At 64.4% G+C, this 16697-nt stretch carries 15 protein-coding genes and 1 pseudogene; 7 read left to right on the top strand and 9 right to left on the bottom strand.

The genetic code is table 11. The features are described 5' to 3' along the window. From EN984_RS02875 to EN984_RS02855, 5 genes and pseudogenes are all read left to right on the top strand, one after another. Positions 1-450 (top strand): annotated as a pseudogene (locus tag EN984_RS02875) (ATP-binding cassette domain-containing protein); the annotation flags it as partial. Positions 451-454: 4 nt separating this feature from the next. Beyond that, on the top strand, positions 455-2905 hold the full coding sequence (gene nirB / locus EN984_RS02870; RefSeq protein WP_127267122.1) for a nitrite reductase large subunit NirB: 2451 nt from the start codon (positions 455-457) through the stop codon (positions 2903-2905). Positions 2906-2910: 5 nt separating this feature from the next. Next, positions 2911-3240, top strand: coding sequence for a nitrite reductase small subunit NirD (gene nirD, locus EN984_RS02865; protein WP_127267123.1), 330 nt, complete (start codon positions 2911-2913; stop codon positions 3238-3240). Positions 3241-3243: 3 nt separating this feature from the next. Next, positions 3244-6075 (top strand): nitrate reductase, encoded by a 2832-nt coding sequence (locus EN984_RS02860; RefSeq protein WP_127267124.1) that lies wholly within the window; start codon positions 3244-3246, stop codon positions 6073-6075. 95 nt (positions 6076-6170) lie between these two features. Next, positions 6171-6428 (top strand): BrnA antitoxin family protein, encoded by a 258-nt coding sequence (locus EN984_RS02855; RefSeq protein WP_127267125.1) that lies wholly within the window; start codon positions 6171-6173, stop codon positions 6426-6428. 250 nt (positions 6429-6678) lie between these two features. Here the strand turns inward: EN984_RS02855 and EN984_RS02850 are convergent, their stop codons facing one another. From EN984_RS02850 to EN984_RS02810, 9 genes are all read right to left on the bottom strand, one after another. Further along, a complete protein-coding gene (locus EN984_RS02850) occupies positions 6679-7035 on the bottom strand; it encodes a cupin domain-containing protein (RefSeq protein ID WP_127267126.1) in 357 nt (118 codons plus the stop codon). A gap of 9 nt (positions 7036-7044) precedes the next feature. Further along, on the bottom strand, positions 7045-8427 hold the full coding sequence (locus EN984_RS02845) for an FAD-binding oxidoreductase (protein WP_127267127.1): 1383 nt from the start codon (positions 8425-8427) through the stop codon (positions 7045-7047). A gap of 27 nt (positions 8428-8454) precedes the next feature. Further along, a complete protein-coding gene (locus EN984_RS02840; protein WP_127267128.1) occupies positions 8455-9564 on the bottom strand; it encodes an ABC transporter ATP-binding protein in 1110 nt (369 codons plus the stop codon). A 1-nt stretch (position 9565) separates the two neighbouring features. Further along, a complete protein-coding gene (locus tag EN984_RS02835; protein ID WP_127267129.1) occupies positions 9566-10354 on the bottom strand; it encodes an ABC transporter permease in 789 nt (262 codons plus the stop codon). After that, positions 10351-11259 carry an ABC transporter permease gene (locus tag EN984_RS02830; RefSeq protein WP_127267130.1) on the bottom strand — a complete coding sequence of 303 codons (909 nt, stop codon included), beginning with the start codon at positions 11257-11259 and terminating at the stop codon, positions 10351-10353. The genes EN984_RS02835 and EN984_RS02830 overlap by 4 nt, the downstream gene beginning before the upstream one ends. Positions 11260-11283: 24 nt before the next feature. Then, positions 11284-12363 carry an extracellular solute-binding protein gene (locus EN984_RS02825; protein WP_127267131.1) on the bottom strand — a complete coding sequence of 360 codons (1080 nt, stop codon included), beginning with the start codon at positions 12361-12363 and terminating at the stop codon, positions 11284-11286. A gap of 3 nt (positions 12364-12366) precedes the next feature. After that, complete coding sequence (locus EN984_RS02820) at positions 12367-13059, bottom strand: XRE family transcriptional regulator (RefSeq protein ID WP_127267132.1); 693 nt, start codon at positions 13057-13059, stop codon at positions 12367-12369. Between the two features lie 135 nt (positions 13060-13194). Then, on the bottom strand, positions 13195-14289 hold the full coding sequence (locus tag EN984_RS02815) for an ROK family transcriptional regulator (RefSeq protein WP_127272189.1): 1095 nt from the start codon (positions 14287-14289) through the stop codon (positions 13195-13197). Positions 14290-14346: 57 nt separating this feature from the next. Then, positions 14347-14997 (bottom strand): SGNH/GDSL hydrolase family protein, encoded by a 651-nt coding sequence (locus tag EN984_RS02810; RefSeq protein WP_023809404.1) that lies wholly within the window; start codon positions 14995-14997, stop codon positions 14347-14349. A gap of 343 nt (positions 14998-15340) precedes the next feature. Between EN984_RS02810 and EN984_RS02805 the strand changes: the two genes are divergently transcribed. Both EN984_RS02805 and EN984_RS02800 read left to right on the top strand, forming a co-directional pair. Beyond that, on the top strand, positions 15341-16420 hold the full coding sequence (locus EN984_RS02805) for a substrate-binding domain-containing protein (protein WP_127271056.1): 1080 nt from the start codon (positions 15341-15343) through the stop codon (positions 16418-16420). A gap of 81 nt (positions 16421-16501) precedes the next feature. Beyond that, on the top strand, positions 16502-16697 hold a 196-nt coding region (locus EN984_RS02800), incomplete at its 3' end, for an ATP-binding cassette domain-containing protein (protein ID WP_127383622.1).

Here is a 16697-nt window from a genome sequence, read left to right as displayed (position 1 = left end):
TGACTGGATCATGCGCAATCTCGACCTCGTGCAGATGGCGCATGCCAAGGATAAACGCCCGGCAGAAATATCGGGCGGCAGAAGCAGCGCGTCGGGATCGCCCGGGCGCTGGCCATGGAGCCGAAGATACTGCTGCTCGACGAGCCGTTCGGCGCGCTCGATGCGCTGACGCGCGCCCATCTGCAGGATGCGGTGATGGACATCCACTCCAGGCTCGGCTCGACGACGATCATGATCACCCACGATGTCGACGAGGCGGTGCTGCTTTCCGACCGCATCGTCATGATGACCAATGGCCCGGCGGCAACCATCGGCGAAGTGCTTCCCGTGCCGCTGGCGCGGCCGCGCCGGCGCGTCGAACTCTCTTCCGACCGGACTTTCCTGCGCTGCCGCGAGGCGGTGCTGAAGTTCCTCTACGAACGCCACCGCTTCGTCGAAGCCGCGGAGTAGCACCATGAGCGAAAGACTTGTCATCATCGGCAACGGCATGGCCCCCGGGCGCATGCTCGAGCACCTGCTGGAACAGGCGCCGGGCCGCTACACCGTCACCATCTTCAACGCCGAGCCGCGCGTCAATTACGACCGCATCATGCTGTCGCCGGTTCTGTCGGGCGAGAAAGCCTATGAGGAGATCATCATCCACGGCGACGGCTGGTACATCGCCAACAACATCACCCTCTACAAGGGCCACAAGATCATTGCCATCGACCGGACGGCAAAGACCGTTACTTCGGATCATGGTGTCACCGAGCCTTACGACAAGCTCGTCATCGCCACCGGTTCGGTGCCGTTCATCATTCCGGTGCCGGGCCATGATCTGCCGGGCGTGCTGACCTATCGCGACCTCGATGACGTCCAGGCGATGATGCTTGCCGCCCAGTCGCGCGCCAAGGCGGTGGTCATCGGCGGCGGCCTGCTCGGGCTGGAGGCGGCAGCAGGGCTGAACGCGCAAGGCATGGACGTCACCGTGCTGCATGTCATGCCGACGCTGATGGAGCGCCAACTCGATCCCGCGGCCGGCTATCTGCTGCAGCGTGCCGTGGAGCAGCGCGGCATCAAGGTGATCACCAAGGCCAACACACAGGCGATCACAGGCAACGGCAAGGTCGGGCAGGTGGAGCTTGCTGACGGCACCATTATCCCAGCAACGCTTGTGGTGATGGCCGTCGGCATCAGGCCGAATTCGGCGCTGGCGAAACAGGCCGGCATCGCTGTCAACAGGGGCATCGTCGTCGACGCCGGCATGCGCAGCAACGATCCCGACATCTACGCGCTCGGCGAATGTGCCGAGGTCAACGGCCAGGTCTATGGCCTCGTCGCACCGCTCTACGAGATGGCGCGGGTCACAGCCAGCCAGCTGGCCGGCAACGAGGCGGCGGCCTTCGTCCATATGGACACGCCGACCAAGCTCAAGGTCACCGGCATCGACCTGTTCTCGCTCGGCGACTTCGCCGAGGGCGAGGACCGCCAGGAGATCGTGCTGCGCGATGCGGCCGCCGGCGTCTACAAGCGCCTCGTCCTGAAGGACGACCGCATCATCGGTACCGTGCTCTATGGCGAGACGGCTGATGGAGCCTGGTTCAACGACCTCAAGAAGAAGCAGACCGATATTTCCGAAATGCGCGACACGCTCATCTTCGGCCAGTCCTACCAGGGGGGTGCCCCGCTGGACCCTATGGCGGCCGTTGCAGCCTTGCCGGATGATGCGGAAATCTGCGGCTGCAACGGCGTTTGCAAGGGAAAGATCACTGGCGCGATTACGGGGAAGGGCCTGACCTCGCTCGACGACGTGCGTGCCCACACCAAGGCGTCAGCCTCCTGCGGCTCCTGCACCGGGCTGGTCGAGAAGCTGATGGTGCTGACCATCGGCGACAAATACAATCCGGCGGCGGTGCAGCCGATGTGCGGCTGCACGACGCTCGGCCATGACGAGGTGCGCCGGCTGATCATCGCCAAGGGCCTGAAGACCATTCCCGCCGTCATGCAGGAACTGGAGTGGACGACCTCCTGCGGCTGCGCCAAATGCCGGCCGGCGCTCAACTATTATCTCGTCTGCGACTGGCCGGACGAGTACGCCGACGACTACCAGTCGCGCTTCATCAACGAGCGCGTCCACGCCAACATCCAGAAGGACGGCACCTATTCGGTGGTGCCGCGCATGTGGGGCGGCGTCACCAACGCGGCGGAGCTGCGCGCCATCGCCGACGTCGTCGACAAGTTCGAAATCCCGATGGTCAAGGTCACCGGCGGCCAGCGCATCGACATGCTCGGCATCCGCAAGGAGGACCTGCCGGCGGTATGGGCCGATCTCGGTCAGGCCGGCTTCGTCTCCGGCCACGCCTATGCCAAGGGGTTGCGCACGGTGAAGACCTGCGTCGGCTCGGACTGGTGCCGCTTCGGCACGCAGGATTCGACAGGGTTTGGCGTCCGCATCGAAAAATTCATGTGGGGCTCGTGGACGCCGGCCAAGGTCAAGATGGCGGTGTCGGGCTGTCCGCGCAACTGTGCCGAGGCGACCTGCAAGGATGTCGGCGTGATCTGCGTCGACTCCGGCTACGAGATCCATTTCGCCGGCGCGGCCGGCCTCGACATCAAGGGCACCGAGGTGCTGGGCCTGGTCAAGACCGAGGATGAGGCGCTGGAGCATATCGTGGCGCTGACGCAGATGTATCGCGAGCAGGGTCGCTATCTCGAGCGCATCTACAAATGGGCCAAACGCATCGGCATCCCCGAGATCAAGCGTCAGATCATGGACGATGGCGAGAAGCGCAAGGCTTATTACGACCGCTTCGTCTTCAGCCAGAAATTCGCCCAGGTCGATCCGTGGTCGGAACGCGTTTCCGGCAAGGACAAGCACGAATTCCGGCCGATGGCCTCGGTCGGGTTTGCGCAGGCGGCGGAGTGACAATCATGAACTGGATCGCCATCGGCTCTATCGCCGACATCCCCCGCCGCGGCGCGCGCTGCGTCGCCACCCCGGAAGGCAAGATCGCCGTCTTCCGCACCGCCGATGATCAGGTCTATGCCATCGACGACCATTGCCCGCACAAGGGTGGACCGCTCAGCCAGGGCATCGTGCACGGTGCGGCGGTGACCTGTCCCTTGCACAACTGGGTGATTTCGCTGGAGACGGGCAAAGCGCTCGGCGCCGACGAGGGCGCGGTGCGCACCATTCCGGTGCGGGTCGAAGGCGAACGTCTGTTCATCGCGCTGGAAGCGCTGGCCAGCCGCGCGGCCTGAACCATGGAGATTGAGGAAGCGCGCGAGGTGAGGACCACCTGCCCCTATTGCGGGGTGGGCTGCGGCGTGCTGGCGAAGGTCGCCGCGGACGGGCAGGTGTCCGTGCGCGGCGACCCCAACCATCCGGCCAATTTCGGTCGGCTCTGCTCCAAGGGCTCGGCACTGGCCGAGACCATCGATCTCGGCGGCAGGCTGCTTCATCCGGAGATCCATGGTCGCCGCGCCGGCTGGGACGAGGCGCTCGACCTGGTCGCTTCGACCTTCTCGCAGACCATCGCCCACCATGGGCCCGATGCGGTCGCCTTCTATGTCTCCGGCCAGTTGCTGACCGAGGACTATTATGTCGCCAACAAACTGATGAAGGGTTTTGTCGGCTCGGCCAACATCGACACCAATTCGCGCCTGTGCATGGCCTCCTCGGTCGCCGGCCACCGCCGCGCTTTCGGCTCCGACACCGTGCCAGGAACCTACGAGGATCTGGAACTGGCCGACCTGATCGTGCTGGTCGGCTCCAACCTCGCCTGGTGCCATCCGGTGCTCTACCAGCGCATCGCGGCTGCCCGGGAAAAGCGGCCGGAGATGAAGATCGTCCTGGTCGACCCGCGTCGCACCATGACCGCTGACATCGCCGATATGCATCTGGCGATCGCGCCCGATGGCGACGTCGCTTTGTTCACGGGCCTGCTCGCTTATCTCGGCCAGCACAATGCGCTCGACCGCGCCTACATCACGACGCACACGACCGGCTTCGGGCAAGCGCTTTTCGCGGCCTCCGCGCTCGACCTGGCCGGCGTCGCCGCCGCCACCGGCCTGAGCGAGGACGAGCTTGGCCGTTTCTACAGCCTGTTTGCGGCGACGGCGAAAACGGTGACGGTTTACAGCCAGGGTGTGAACCAGTCGTCATCCGGCACCGACAAGGTCAACGCCATCATCAACTGCCATCTCGCCACCGGCCGCATCGGCAAACCCGGAGCAGGGCCGTTTTCGGTGACGGGCCAGCCCAACGCCATGGGCGGCCGCGAGGTCGGCGGCATGGCCAATATGCTCGCCGCCCATATGGAGATCGAAAACCCCGACCATCGCGACCGTGTGCAGCGCTTCTGGAACGCGCCGGCCATTGCCGGAAAGCCCGGCCTGAAGGCAGTCGAGATGTTCCAGGCGCTGGCCGACGGGCGCATCAAGGCGCTGTGGATCATGGCCACCAACCCGGTCGATTCGATGCCGGACGCCGATGCCGTCGAAGCGGCGATCAAGGCGTGCCCTTTCGTGGTGGTGTCGGACGTGCTGGCCCGGACCGACACCGTCCGCCATGCCCATGTCCGGCTGCCCGCCGCCGCCTGGGGCGAGAAGGACGGCACCGTCACCAATTCAGAGCGCCGGGTGTCGCGCCAGCGCGCGTTTTTGGAGCTGCCCGGCGAGGTGCTGCCCGACTGGCGGATCGTCGCCGAGGTGGGCAAGCGGATGGGGTTCGGCGAGGCGTTTTCCTATGCGACGCCGGCGGAAGTTTTTGCTGAACACGCGGCGCTGTCGGGGTTCGAGAATGATGGTGTGCGGGACTTCGATATTGGCGTCTACGGCGGAGTTGATGGCGAGACCTACGCAACGCTTGAGCCGTTCCAGTGGCCGGCGCCCGGTCGTGCCGACCCCTTCTGGCCTGCCGGCCATCTCCCCCTCAAGGGGGGAGATCAGCCTGCCGCTCGGCTTTCGCCAATCGCCAACGCTGCGGAAGAAGCGCCGGTGTCAAAGCTGCTAGTCTCCCCCCTCGAGGGGGAGATGGCCGGCAGGCCAGAAGGGGTCGGCACGACTGGGCTCCAGGTTCGCTTCTTCGCCGACGGCAATTTCTACACACCCGATCGAAAGGCGCGCTTCATCGCCATCCGCCCGACCACGGAAGTCCGCACCAGTCCCGACTATCCGCTGATCCTCAACACCGGCCGTATCCGCGACCATTGGCACACCATGACGCGGACCGGCAAAAGCCCGCGGCTTTCGCAGCACATCGCCGAGCCATTCGTCGAGATCCACCCGGTGGATGCGCAGCGCTTCGGCATCGGTGACGCCGACATCGTGCGCGTTTCCAGCCCGCGCGGTGACGTGCTGGTGCGCGCGCTGGTGACGATACGCCAGCGCCAGGGCAGCCTGTTTGCGCCGATGCACTGGACCGATCAGTTCTCGGCAAAGGGCCGGCTCGACACGCTGACCGCGCCGCTGACCGATCCCATTTCCGGCCAGCCGGCGCTGAAACATGTCGCCGCCCGCATCGAGAAATTCGCCGCAAAAGCCTTCGGCTTTGCGGTGACGCGGCATAGGCCGTCGCCCGATGCCGCGGCCTATTGGGCCGTGGCCAAATGCAAGGGCGGCTGGCGGGTCGAGCTTGCCTTTGCCGAAGACGACATCGACTGGGCCGGCTTTGCCGGGTCACTGTTCGGCGCGTCACCGGGTGCGGAAATGCTCGCCTATCATGACTGCGACGCCGGCCAGCATCGCATCGCCGCCTTCGACGGCGATCAACTGTCAGGCGCCTTGTTCGTCGCGCCCGGCCCGGTCGCCGTGTCGCGCGGCTGGGCGGCGGAACAGTTAAGTGCCGATCATGTCGACCGGCGCGGAAGGCTGGCGATCGTGGCCGGACGGCCGGGCGGGGTCGACGTCGATCGCGGCGCCATTGTCTGCTCCTGCTTCGGCGTCGGCGCCAACCAGATCGCCGAAGCGGTGCGCCGCGGCTGCGGCAGCGTCGCGGGGATCGGCGCGGCCCTGCATGCCGGTACGAATTGCGGCTCCTGCCGCGCGGAGATCAGGGTCATCATCGACGCGCAAAGTCTTCAAGCAGCCGAGTGATTGTCCCGACCAAAGGGGCCTGCGCGACGGCGCTGGTTGGGCTATGGTGGCGTAAGCGTGCTGCGCACGAATCGCCTTCAGTCAGGGTCATCCCAATGGCAAATCCCCCGCGCCGACCGACAAATCCGATGGCGGCCGCCGAAGCGGCTTTCAAGCCGGTGAAGAAGCCGGCCGCGCCGGTTCGTGAGCCCTCCGCCGCTCCAGGCGTCAGGGAGCTTGTTTCGATCCGGATCGACCGCGCCGTGCTGGACCACTTCCAGGAGGATGGGCCGGGCTGGCAGGACCGCATCAACGACGCCTTGCGGCAGGCGATAGAAGGCAAGCCGACGGCCGGCGGTTTGGGCGACGAGTAGCGCCCATCGCTTCGTCATCCACGGGCGGAGCAAGGAGCGTAGCGACGCGGCGCAGACCCCTGGAGCTGCTCCGCAGCCCAAGGGATACATGCCGCGACCTCAAAGCGCTGCAGCGGTGCAGAATTCTGTTCCGCTGCATTCCTCGATGGCTGTCACGGAATGGATCCCAGGGTCTCCGCGACGGAGCTTCGCTCCTGCTTCGCCCTAGGATGACGAAGTTGGGGAGGCTTCAGCCAAAGCGGACGTCGGCTCACGCCTCGAAGTGCAGGATATAGAGCTTGCGCGTCTTCTCGTGGATCGTCCATTCGCCTTTCCACCCTTTCGGCAGCACCAGCATTTCGCCCGGGCCGACGTCCTTGCTGCGGCCATCGGGACCATGCAGCGAGACCCGGCCTGACACGATGTGGCACGTTTCGGAATTGCTGTCGCGCGATGCGGTGAAGCGGCCCGGCGTGCACTCCCAGACGCCGACTTCCAACGTGCCGTCGGGCGAGGTCCACAGCGTCTTCGCTGCTTCGAACTGATTGCCGCTGATCGAGGTCGGCTTGGGCTCGGGCTCGCCGAGATCGATCGAGGCGAGATGGGCGAAGGTCTGGAAATCGGTCATGGCAGTCTCTTAATGTCCTGTGATGCGATCGGCGATTGCGGCGAGTTTCGACGTGTGCTGGAGGCCGGCCTCCTCGCGTTCGTCGGCGACGCGGTAGAGCTGATACATCGAGTGGACACCGAGCCAGCGCATCGGCTCGGGCTCCCACTTGCTGACCTGGCGGTTGACCCAGGGCAGGCGGGTCAGCTCAGTGTCGCGCCGCAGGATGAGATCGCGCAGCGTGCGGCCCGACAGGTTGGAACTGGATACGCCGAGCCCGACATAGCCGCCGGCCCAGCCGATGCCGGTCTCAGGGTCGAGACCGGCCGTCGTGCACCAGTCGCGGGGCACGCCCAGCACGCCGCACCAGGCGTGGTCGATGCGAAGCTTGGCTGTCTGTGGCAGAAGGCGGATGAGGATCGCGTGCAGGCTTTCGATCGTCGCCTGCTGCGTCTGGCCGCGCACGTCGGTCTGCGAGCCGTAGCGGTAGGGCACGCCGCGTCCGCCCATGGTGATGCGGCCTTCCCTGGTGCGCTGTGCATAGCAATAGGCGTGCGCGGCGTCGCCGAGAAGCTCATGGCCCTCCCAGCCGATCTCGTCCCATAGCGATTGCGGCAGCGGCTCGGTGATGATCTGCGCGCTGTTGAGCGGCAGCCAGAGCCGCTCATTGCCTGGTATGCCGGCCGTGAACCCTTCCGTGGCACGAATGATGATTGGCGCGCGCACGGTGCCGCGGCTCGTCGTGACCTTGCCCTTCTCGATGCCGGTCACGGTGGTCTGCTCGTAGATCGGCACGCCAATGCGTTCGACGGCTTCGGACAGGCCGCGCACCAGCTTGGCCGGCTGCACGCGCGCGGTGCCGTGGTGGATATAGCCGCCAAGCACATTTCTGATGTTGATGCGGGCTCTGGCCTCTTCCTGACCGATCAGGCCGACACGCTCGCTCGGCACGCTCCAGCCGATCGCATCGGCATAGGCGGCCTTGATCCGTTCGAGCTGCGGCGGGTTGGTGGCGACCGTCAGATTGTCGACCCGGCGGATGTCGGCATCGATGCCTTCGGTCTCGGTCACCGCGATCACTTCGTCGACCGTGCCATGCATGGCGGTTTCCATGTCGATGACGGCGCCGCGCGTCGAGGTCTGCAGATATTTTTCGCGCGACCAGCTGAAGCCGCCGGACAGCCAGCCGCCATTTCGGCCCGACGCGCCGAAGCCGGCGAACTCCCTCTCGACGATGGCGATGCGGATCGAAGGATCGGCCTTCTTCAGGTAATAAGCCGTCCACAAGCCGGTGTAGCCGGCGCCGACGATGCAGACATCGGCTTCGAGATCACCTGGAAGCGGCGCGCGGTAGGCCGGCAGGCCGATGTCGGCATACCAGAACGAGACGTTGCCGTTGACTTTGGCGTCCATGTCTAAAAATCCTGCGGGGAAAAGCGGTCAGGTCATCGTCATGTCGGCGCGGTCGTCGTCGGCAAGAAGTTTTGCATCGACGACGGACCAGCGCAGATCGACCGTGTCACCAATCGAGAACGGTGTGGCTTCCAGCGACGAGCGCACGATGGCGACCGAGCCGTCGCGAAGCGTCACCTGGTATTTCGAACCCGACCCCAGATAGATCGCTTCGCTGACCTCACCAGTGAGGCTGTTCTGCCCGGCGGCGGGAGGCGTGTTGGTGCCGGCAAGCGACAGCTTCTCCGGCCGCAGCAGGACCACCGGTTTGCGGCCGCCGGCGAGCTTGCCGTAGGCCACGATCTTCTGGCCGGCGATCGTCAGGCTGGTCTGGTCTCCGGACGCCTGGGCCTCGCCGCGCAAACTGGTCGATTCGCCGATGAACTTGGCCACGAACAAGGTCGTCGGCTCGTCGTAGAGCTGGCGGCCGGTTCCGACCTGTTCGATGCGGCCCTGATTGAACACAGCGATGCGGTCGGAGAGCACCAGCGCTTCTTCCTGGTCGTGCGTCACATAGACGAAGGTGGTGCCGAGTTCGCGGTGGATCCGCTTGATCTCCAGCTGCAGCCATTCGCGCAGTTTCTTGTCGAGCGCGCCGAGCGGTTCGTCCATCAACAGCAGCGGCGGATCGAAGACGATGGCACGCGCCAGCGCCACGCGCTGCTGCTGGCCGCCGGAAAGTTCGGAGGGATAGCGATGCGCGAAATCGGCCATCTTGACCATGTCCAGTGCTCGTACAACGAGACGGTCGCGCGCCTGCTTGTCCATGCCGCGCAAGGTGAGGGGATAGGCGACGTTCTTGCCGACCGTCATGTGCGGAAACAGCGCGTAGTGCTGGAAGACGACGCCGATGTTGCGCTTGTGCGCCGGCAGGGCGACGATGCTCTTGCCGCCGACGGCAAGATCGCCTGCGGTGAGGTCGGTGAAGCCCGCAACGACGTTGAGCGTGGTCGTCTTGCCGGAGCCGCTGGGCCCCAGCAGCGTCATGAACTCGCCCGGCTCGATATGCAGGCTGACATCATCGAGCGCGGTGAAATTGCCGTAACGCTTGGTTGCGCCCTTGATGTCGATGGCCGCGCCACGTTCCCTCGCAGTCATCTCAACTCCTCGTCGATTTCGAGCTGATGATCAGCCCGGCGCTGATGATCAGCGTCGTGGCAATGAAGATGATGGTTCCGACGGCCGTCACCGTCGGGTCGGCGTCGCGGGTGATGCTGGTGAAGATCTGCACCGGCAAGGTCTTGAGGTAGGGACTGGTGATGAACAGCGCGACGATGATTTCATCGAAGGAGGTGACGAAGGCAAACAAAAGCCCGGACAGGATACCGGGCGCGATCAGCGGCAAGGTCACGGTGCGGAATGTGGTGAAGCGGTTGGCGCCGAGGCTGGCCGCCGCCGTTTCCAGCCGCACGTCGAAGACTTCGAGGCTTGCCGATACGGCGATGATGACGAAGGGGATCGCCAGCATCGTGTGCGCGATGACGAAGCCGGTGGTGGTGCCGACAAGCTGGTAGTCGAGGTAAACGGCATAGATGCCGATCGCCAGCACCACGCCGGGCACGATCATCGGCGTGATCAGGATAGCGCGCAGCAGGCCGGCGCCGGAATGTTTCATGCGGCTGAGGCCAAGCGACGCCAGCGTGCCGATCAGCGTGGCGGCAACGGCGACGAGGCCCGCGACCCTCAGCGAATTGAAGAAGCTCGACAGCCAATCGGGATTGGTGAAGAAATTCGCGTACCACTGCCAGGAGAAACCGGAGGGTGGGAAGGCCAACGACTTCTTCTCGTTGAACGACATCGGGATGATGACCAGCGTCGGCATGACCAGCCACACGGCGACCAGCAGGCAGAACAGGCCGAGCAGGATGCGGAAGGGGGCCAGCCTCATGATCTGGCCGCCTGCTTGTGGCGCTGGCGCATCAGCGGTGCGGCGAGCGCCAGAAGCACGAAGGTCGCGCCCAGCAGGACGACCCCCATGGCGCCGCCGCGTCCCCAGTTGAGCAGGCTGAGCACCTGGCTCTGCACCAGCGTCGACAGCATGGTGCTGCGCGGGCCGCCGAGCAGGGCAGGGGTGATGTAGAAGCCGAGCGACAGGATGAAGACGATGATGGCGCCGGCGAAGACGCCTGGCAGCGACAGCGGCAGATAGATCTGCAGGAAGGCACGTGCGGGCCGCGCGCCGAGGCTGCGCGCCGCCTGCACGAGGCGCAAATCGATGCCGCGCATGACAGAATAGAGCGGCAGGATCATGAACGGCAGCAACACCTGCGCCATGCCGATGACGACTCCGGTCTGCGTGCGGATCAGCTTCACGCCGTCAAAGCCGAGCAGCCTGATGACCGAATTGATGATGCCGGAATCCTGCAAAAGGATGACCCAGGCCAGGGTGCGCACCACGCCGCTGACCCAGAACGGCACCAGCACGCACAGGATGAGGACCAGCCGCAGGCGCGGCCCGACCGCCGTCATGAGATAGGCATAGGGATAGGCGGCGATGACGCAGACGATGGTGACCCAGGCGGCGATGGAAAAGGTGCGCCACAGGACGGTGACGTTCACCGGCGTGGAGAAGAACCAGACGTAGTTCTGCAGGCCCCAGGCCGGGTCCGAAAAACTGCGCAGCGTGACGGTCAGCAAGGGATAGCCCATAGCCGCGATAAGCAGGAGCAGGGCCGGCATCGCCAGCAGCGACGGATAGGCGGCAAGGCGCAGGCGCCGCTGCGGCCCCTGCACGGCACCTGACGGCCGGGGATAATCACCCCCGGCCGTCGGCGTATGCGATGTCTGGCTCACGCCGTCACCTCAGTGGTAGCCGGCTCAGTTGCCGGCCATCAGCGCCGTCCACTTGTCGGACGCAGCGGCGAAGTTGGCGACCCAGAACTTGATGTTCTGCTGATAGCCGAGCTTGGCGTGGTCCGGCGTGTTGGTCAGGAAGGCGGCGACGGACGCGTCGACCTTTGGCTGTGCCTCGTTGTTGATCGGCGAGTAGGAGGTCTGCTCGGTCAGGATCTCCTGCGACTTCTTGCCGAGATAGGCGTTGATCAGCGCGTAGGAGGCATCGGGGTCCTTGGCGCCGACCGGGATGGTCAGCTGATCCATGACGACCAGCCAGTCCTTCCACACCGGCGTATAGGCAGCGCCATTCTTGACTGCCGTCATGGCGCGGCCGGTCCACATGATGATCATGTCGGCCTCGCCGGACTCGGCGAGCTGCTGGGATTCGGCGCCGGTCTTCCAGAAGATCGTGTCGGGGCCGATCGCCTTGATCTTGGCGATGCCCTTGTCGATGTCGGCCGGCGTCATGGCGTCGACCTTGCCGCCGTCGGCCAGGATGGCCTGTTCGATCAAGCCGCCGAGCGGGCTGCCGCTGCCGTCGATGGCGCGGGTGCCGGGGAATTTCGCGGTGTCGAAGAAATCCTTCCAGTCCTTTGGCGGATTGTCCTTGTACGTGTCGTTCTTGTACATCAGGACCATGCCGTAATTCATCGCCGGCACGCTGCACTCGCCGACCTGTCCGGGCGGGATGTGCGAGATATCGAGCTTGGTCAGGTCGAGCTTCTGGAACAGTTTGCCGCAATGCACGAAGGGCGGAAAATCATCCGTGTCGACGACATCCCAGGTCACATTGCCTGATTCGACCTGCGCCTGGAGCTTGGCGATTTCGGTCGGTCCGTCGTTCAGCAGCTTGACGCCGCTCTTGTCGACGAATTCCTTAAGCGCGGCAACCTGGCCGTCCTGGTAGATGCCGCCATACGAGACGAAGGTCAGCGTCTTGCCCTTCAGCGACCCGTCCACCACGGTCCCGGCCGGCGGCGCGTTCTGCGCGTGAGCGGCGGCTGCGAGCAAGGCCAGTGCGGCGGCGCCGACAAGCCCGGCCAATCTTGATCTGCTTCCCATTTTCTAACCCTCCGATGGCTCGCTGTTTGATTTTGGCAGGCCGGGCGCGAGCGTTTTCCGGGCTACATATTGATCGAGGTCGACAGCGCCGCTTGTCGGCGGCGCGATGATCCACAGCACTTCGGCCACCGTATCGCCGACATTGATCGTCCGGTGCGGCGTCGAGGTCGAATATTCGATGCTGTCGCCCTCTTCGAGGGTGAAGCTCTCGTCGCCGAGCGTCAGTTGCACGCGTCCGCGCAGCACGAGGAACATCTCGTTCGCGTTGCCATGCGTGTAGGGCACGTCGCCGGTGGAGCCGCCGACGGCGAACTCGCCGCAATAGACTTCCATCTCGCGGATCGGCCGGCGCGACAGCAGCGTCTTGCGGTAGCCTTCGCTGGTCGGCAGCGCCGGCCGTTCGGCCCGTGTCAGCACCGCGTGCGGCGACACCTCGCGTTCGTCGAAAAGATCGGCGAGGCTGATGCCGAGCGCGTTGGCGATCAGCATCAGCGTGCTGGTGTTGGCACCCGAAAGGCCGCGCTCGAGCTGGCTCAGGAAGCTGGCGGTGGTGCCGATCATGTCGCCGAGCTGGCGCAGCGTCAGGCGCCGCGTGGTGCGATAGGCCTTGATGCGATCGCCCAATACCGTCGAGCGGCGCGCTTCGGCGCTGGTTGCGGCATTGTCGTTGAGTGCGTGATCCGCAGCGATTTTCATGGCGATCTCAGGGTTCACTTAACATGCTATTAAGTGAGGCGTCCTGGCAAGCGGAATCGCCTTGTCATTTGAAAATCATCGATGGACCTGCAGAGAGCCCGTAATCGGCCGACCGGCAACGCCGGTTCGGCTCGATCACTGGATCATGAAGCGCGAACTGAATGGCAGGCTTGCCGCGCCGACGGCCTTCGGGCTGATGCTGACCCGCGCGGGCAGCGCTTCGATGCCGGGGAATTCCCGGCCGATGTCGGCGCACAAGGCCTTGGCGATCTTCTGCGGCGCGTAGCTGGACAGGACGACCGTCCTGAATTCGACAAACTGGGTCAGTGCGGAAATAGAGGCTTTCAGGCGGTTGGAGCATTCCCCTAGCCATTCGCTGTAGGCCTCGCCAAGGTCAGGCCACTCGGGGCTGCTGCTCCAGATGATTTCGGACGGGCGCCGGCGCTTGGTCAGTTCGCTCTCCAGGCGCATCAGCCCATGATCGAAGCTGGCGCTGGAGTTTCCCTTGTAGATCTGGTGGTTGAGGATGAGCCTACTCTGCAGCCGTGCTCCCAGATAGAAGAACAAATAGTCGTTGAGCGGCTTGGCGACGCCGAACATGCTCTCGCCGCCGGCTGCCGCGGTGATATCGTTCTGCACGAAAACCGGCAGCTTGATCTGTTCCTCGATCTCCCCCTGCAAGGCTTTCAGCGAGGTGCTCGATCCGTTGCGGGTTGCAGCCATCGTGTCGACATCGTCGGGAACGGCCAGGCCGATGCCGGCAACCCGGCTGCGCGCCTCGACCGGCAGGCTGGTCATGGCTTGCCTGATCGCGCCGAACAGATCGCTGCTTTGCGGAAAGGGATTGGCTTCATCCGCCGGCAATTGCGTGTGGAAGCGCACGGTGCCGATGAAATCGATGAGCGCGATGTCGATCCTGCGGCGGCTGAAGCCGACGCCAACCGCATAGGCGCCCTCCGGATTGAGTGAAAGCGGGATGGTGGGCGGCCCGACGCGGCCGCGCTGCGCCTCGCCTTGCGAGACCAGGCCTTCCTGCTCGAGCGAACGGACGATGACCGAGGCCGTCTGCGCCGACAGGCCGGTCTTTTCGCCGATTTCCATCCGCGAAATGCCCTCGTTCTGAAGCAGCAGCGACAGCACCAGCCGCTCATTATAGCTGCGCACGCTCAACGCATTCAGCCCGCTCGCACGATCGGCGATGCGCAATGGATTGGGTGGTGCGAACCTCATGTCAGGCAAGGGTCGCCCCGTCGGTAAGAGCGCGCTGCCTCGCGGCGGTATGGTTGCTCATGTCGAGCGGCTCCAGCCGATGGCGTCGACCGCGCGGGCAAGTGCGGTGCCCAGCAATCTGTGCGCCTCGGCATCGATGTGAAAGCCGTCCGCTTCGCTGCACGAGACCACCGAGCCGGCATCGAAAAAGTGGAGTTCGAGCGAGTCCGCCAGAACCTCGAACTCGAGCGCGAGCAGGCGCGATTTCTCCGGCGCACCGGCGAAGATGGACTTCCATTCCTTGACGTCGTCCTGCATCGGCGGCGGGGCCACGATCATGATCTCGGGCGTCGAGCCGCCTGGCCCAGGCGCCAGCTCCTTGATGTCGTAGACGAGGCAGCCGATCCCCATCGCCACTTCCGACGGCGGCTTGTTGAAGCGGATCTTCAAATCGTTAGTGCCGAGCATGATGATGACGAGGTCGAGCGTCGCATGGCTCTGCAGGCAGGGGCGAAGATAGGTTCTGCCGTTTTTGTGGGCGCCCTCGATCGGGTCGTCGTGGACGGTGGTGCGGCCGCTCAATCCTTCCTCGATGACATACCAGTCGGGGCCTAGCTGAGAACGCAATATCCCCGGCCAGCGTTCACCCGGCCCATAGCGCTCGAGCGGCCCCCTGCCGGGGATCTGGCCGTGCGTGTTGGAGTCGCCGTAGCACAAGACTGATCGCATGTTTTTCCCGCCGGGACTGACAGCGCGCCGAAGCCGGCGAGCGCCAATCATGATGGATAGAGGAGCGATGAAAGGCAAGCAAGGGAATAGTCATTCAACATGACTAACTATTGACAGGGCGAATCCGCTGTGCTTCTAAAGTGCCCGGAGGAGTTCTCGACCGTCATCATCGTCCAGCAGGAATTGGGCTTCGGCACGCATGTGTTCGGGGGCGGGAGAATTGCGTGCATCGGTCGGTTTGCGACAACGAGCATGCATTGGGAGAGCGTCTCATGGCCGTACGCATTCGTACGGCCGGCCATACGAATTCGTAGGCCGGGGCAACCACAAGGAGGAGAGTTTAATGTTAGGATTGCTGAAAACCGTCGGCCTGGGGATGCTCGTTGCGTCCACGCTTGCCGTGACGTCGCTGGCGCATGCGGAAGACATCAAGCTGATGGACGGCGTGGCGCCGCGCCCCGACGACACGCGCATGACCGCGGCCGGTGCGTTCAAGAAGGACCCGCCCTGGGTCATCGGCATGAGCGACTTCGGCGTCAACGCCAACACCTGGACAGTACAGGTGGCGCATGAGGCGGAGAACGCCGCGGCCAAGGACAAGCGCATCTCGAAATTCATCCTGCTCGATGCCGGCTTCGACCAGAAAAAGCAGGTGGCCGACATCGAGGACCTGATCGCGCAGCATGTCGACGCGATCATCGTTCAGCCGGTGACCAGCACATCGGCCAATGCCAGCATCGCCAAGGCGGTCGCCGCCGGCATCCCGGTCATCCTTCACACCGGCCGCATCGATTCCGACGCCTACACCACCGAAATCCAGGGCGGCGCCGAGCATTTCGGCAAGGTGATGGGCGACTGGCTGGTCAAGACCGTCGGCGACAACGGCAAGATCTGGGTCCTGCGTGGCCTGGCCGGCCATCCGGAAGACACCAACCGCTACAACGGCTTACTGGAATCACTTAAAGGCACGCATGTGCAGATCATCGCCGAGGAGCATGGTGACTGGCAGTACGACAAGGCCAAGAAGCTGTGCGAGACGCTTTATCTGAACAACCCACAGGTTGACGGCATCTGGTCGTCCGGCGCTGACATGACGCGCGCCTGCGTCGATGTCTTCAAGCAGTTCGGCACGCCCGTTCCGCCGATTTCGGGCGAGGGCAACAATGGCTATTTCGGCCAGTGGATCACGGACGGGTTCAAGTCGATCTCGCCGGAATACAGCCCCGCCCAAGGTGCGGCCGGCGTGCGCGCCGCCGTTGCCCTTCTGGAAGGCAATCAGCTCTACAAACGCTATGTCTATAATCCCGACGGATGGGACCAGGACAAGGCCAAAAAATACTATCGCGACGACCTCACCGCCAATGTCTGGTGGCCGAGCGAACTGCCAGAAGACAAGCTCAAGGAATATTACGGCAAGAAGTGACGGCGCCGTGGCTGGCGGGGAGTGGACAAGCATTCCCCGCAGGCCATTCCATCTGTCGAATCCGGTTCGTTCGAGGGTTTCGTGACCAATCTTATCGAGATGTCCCACATTTCGAAGGCGTTCGGAGGGAGCAGGGCGCTCCATTCCGTTTCCCTCGATCTCAAGGCGGGCAGCGTCCACGCCCTGATGGGCGAGAACGGCGCCGGCAAATCGACGTTGATGAAGATCCTGGCGGGCGTGCATCAGCCCGATTCCGGTGAGATCTTCATGAACGGGG

The sequence above is a fragment of the Mesorhizobium sp. M7A.F.Ca.CA.004.12.1.1 genome (genome assembly GCF_003997835.1).
Classification (GTDB): Bacteria; Pseudomonadota; Alphaproteobacteria; order Rhizobiales; family Rhizobiaceae; genus Mesorhizobium.
This window is presented reverse-complemented; position numbering and strand designations above follow the sequence as displayed.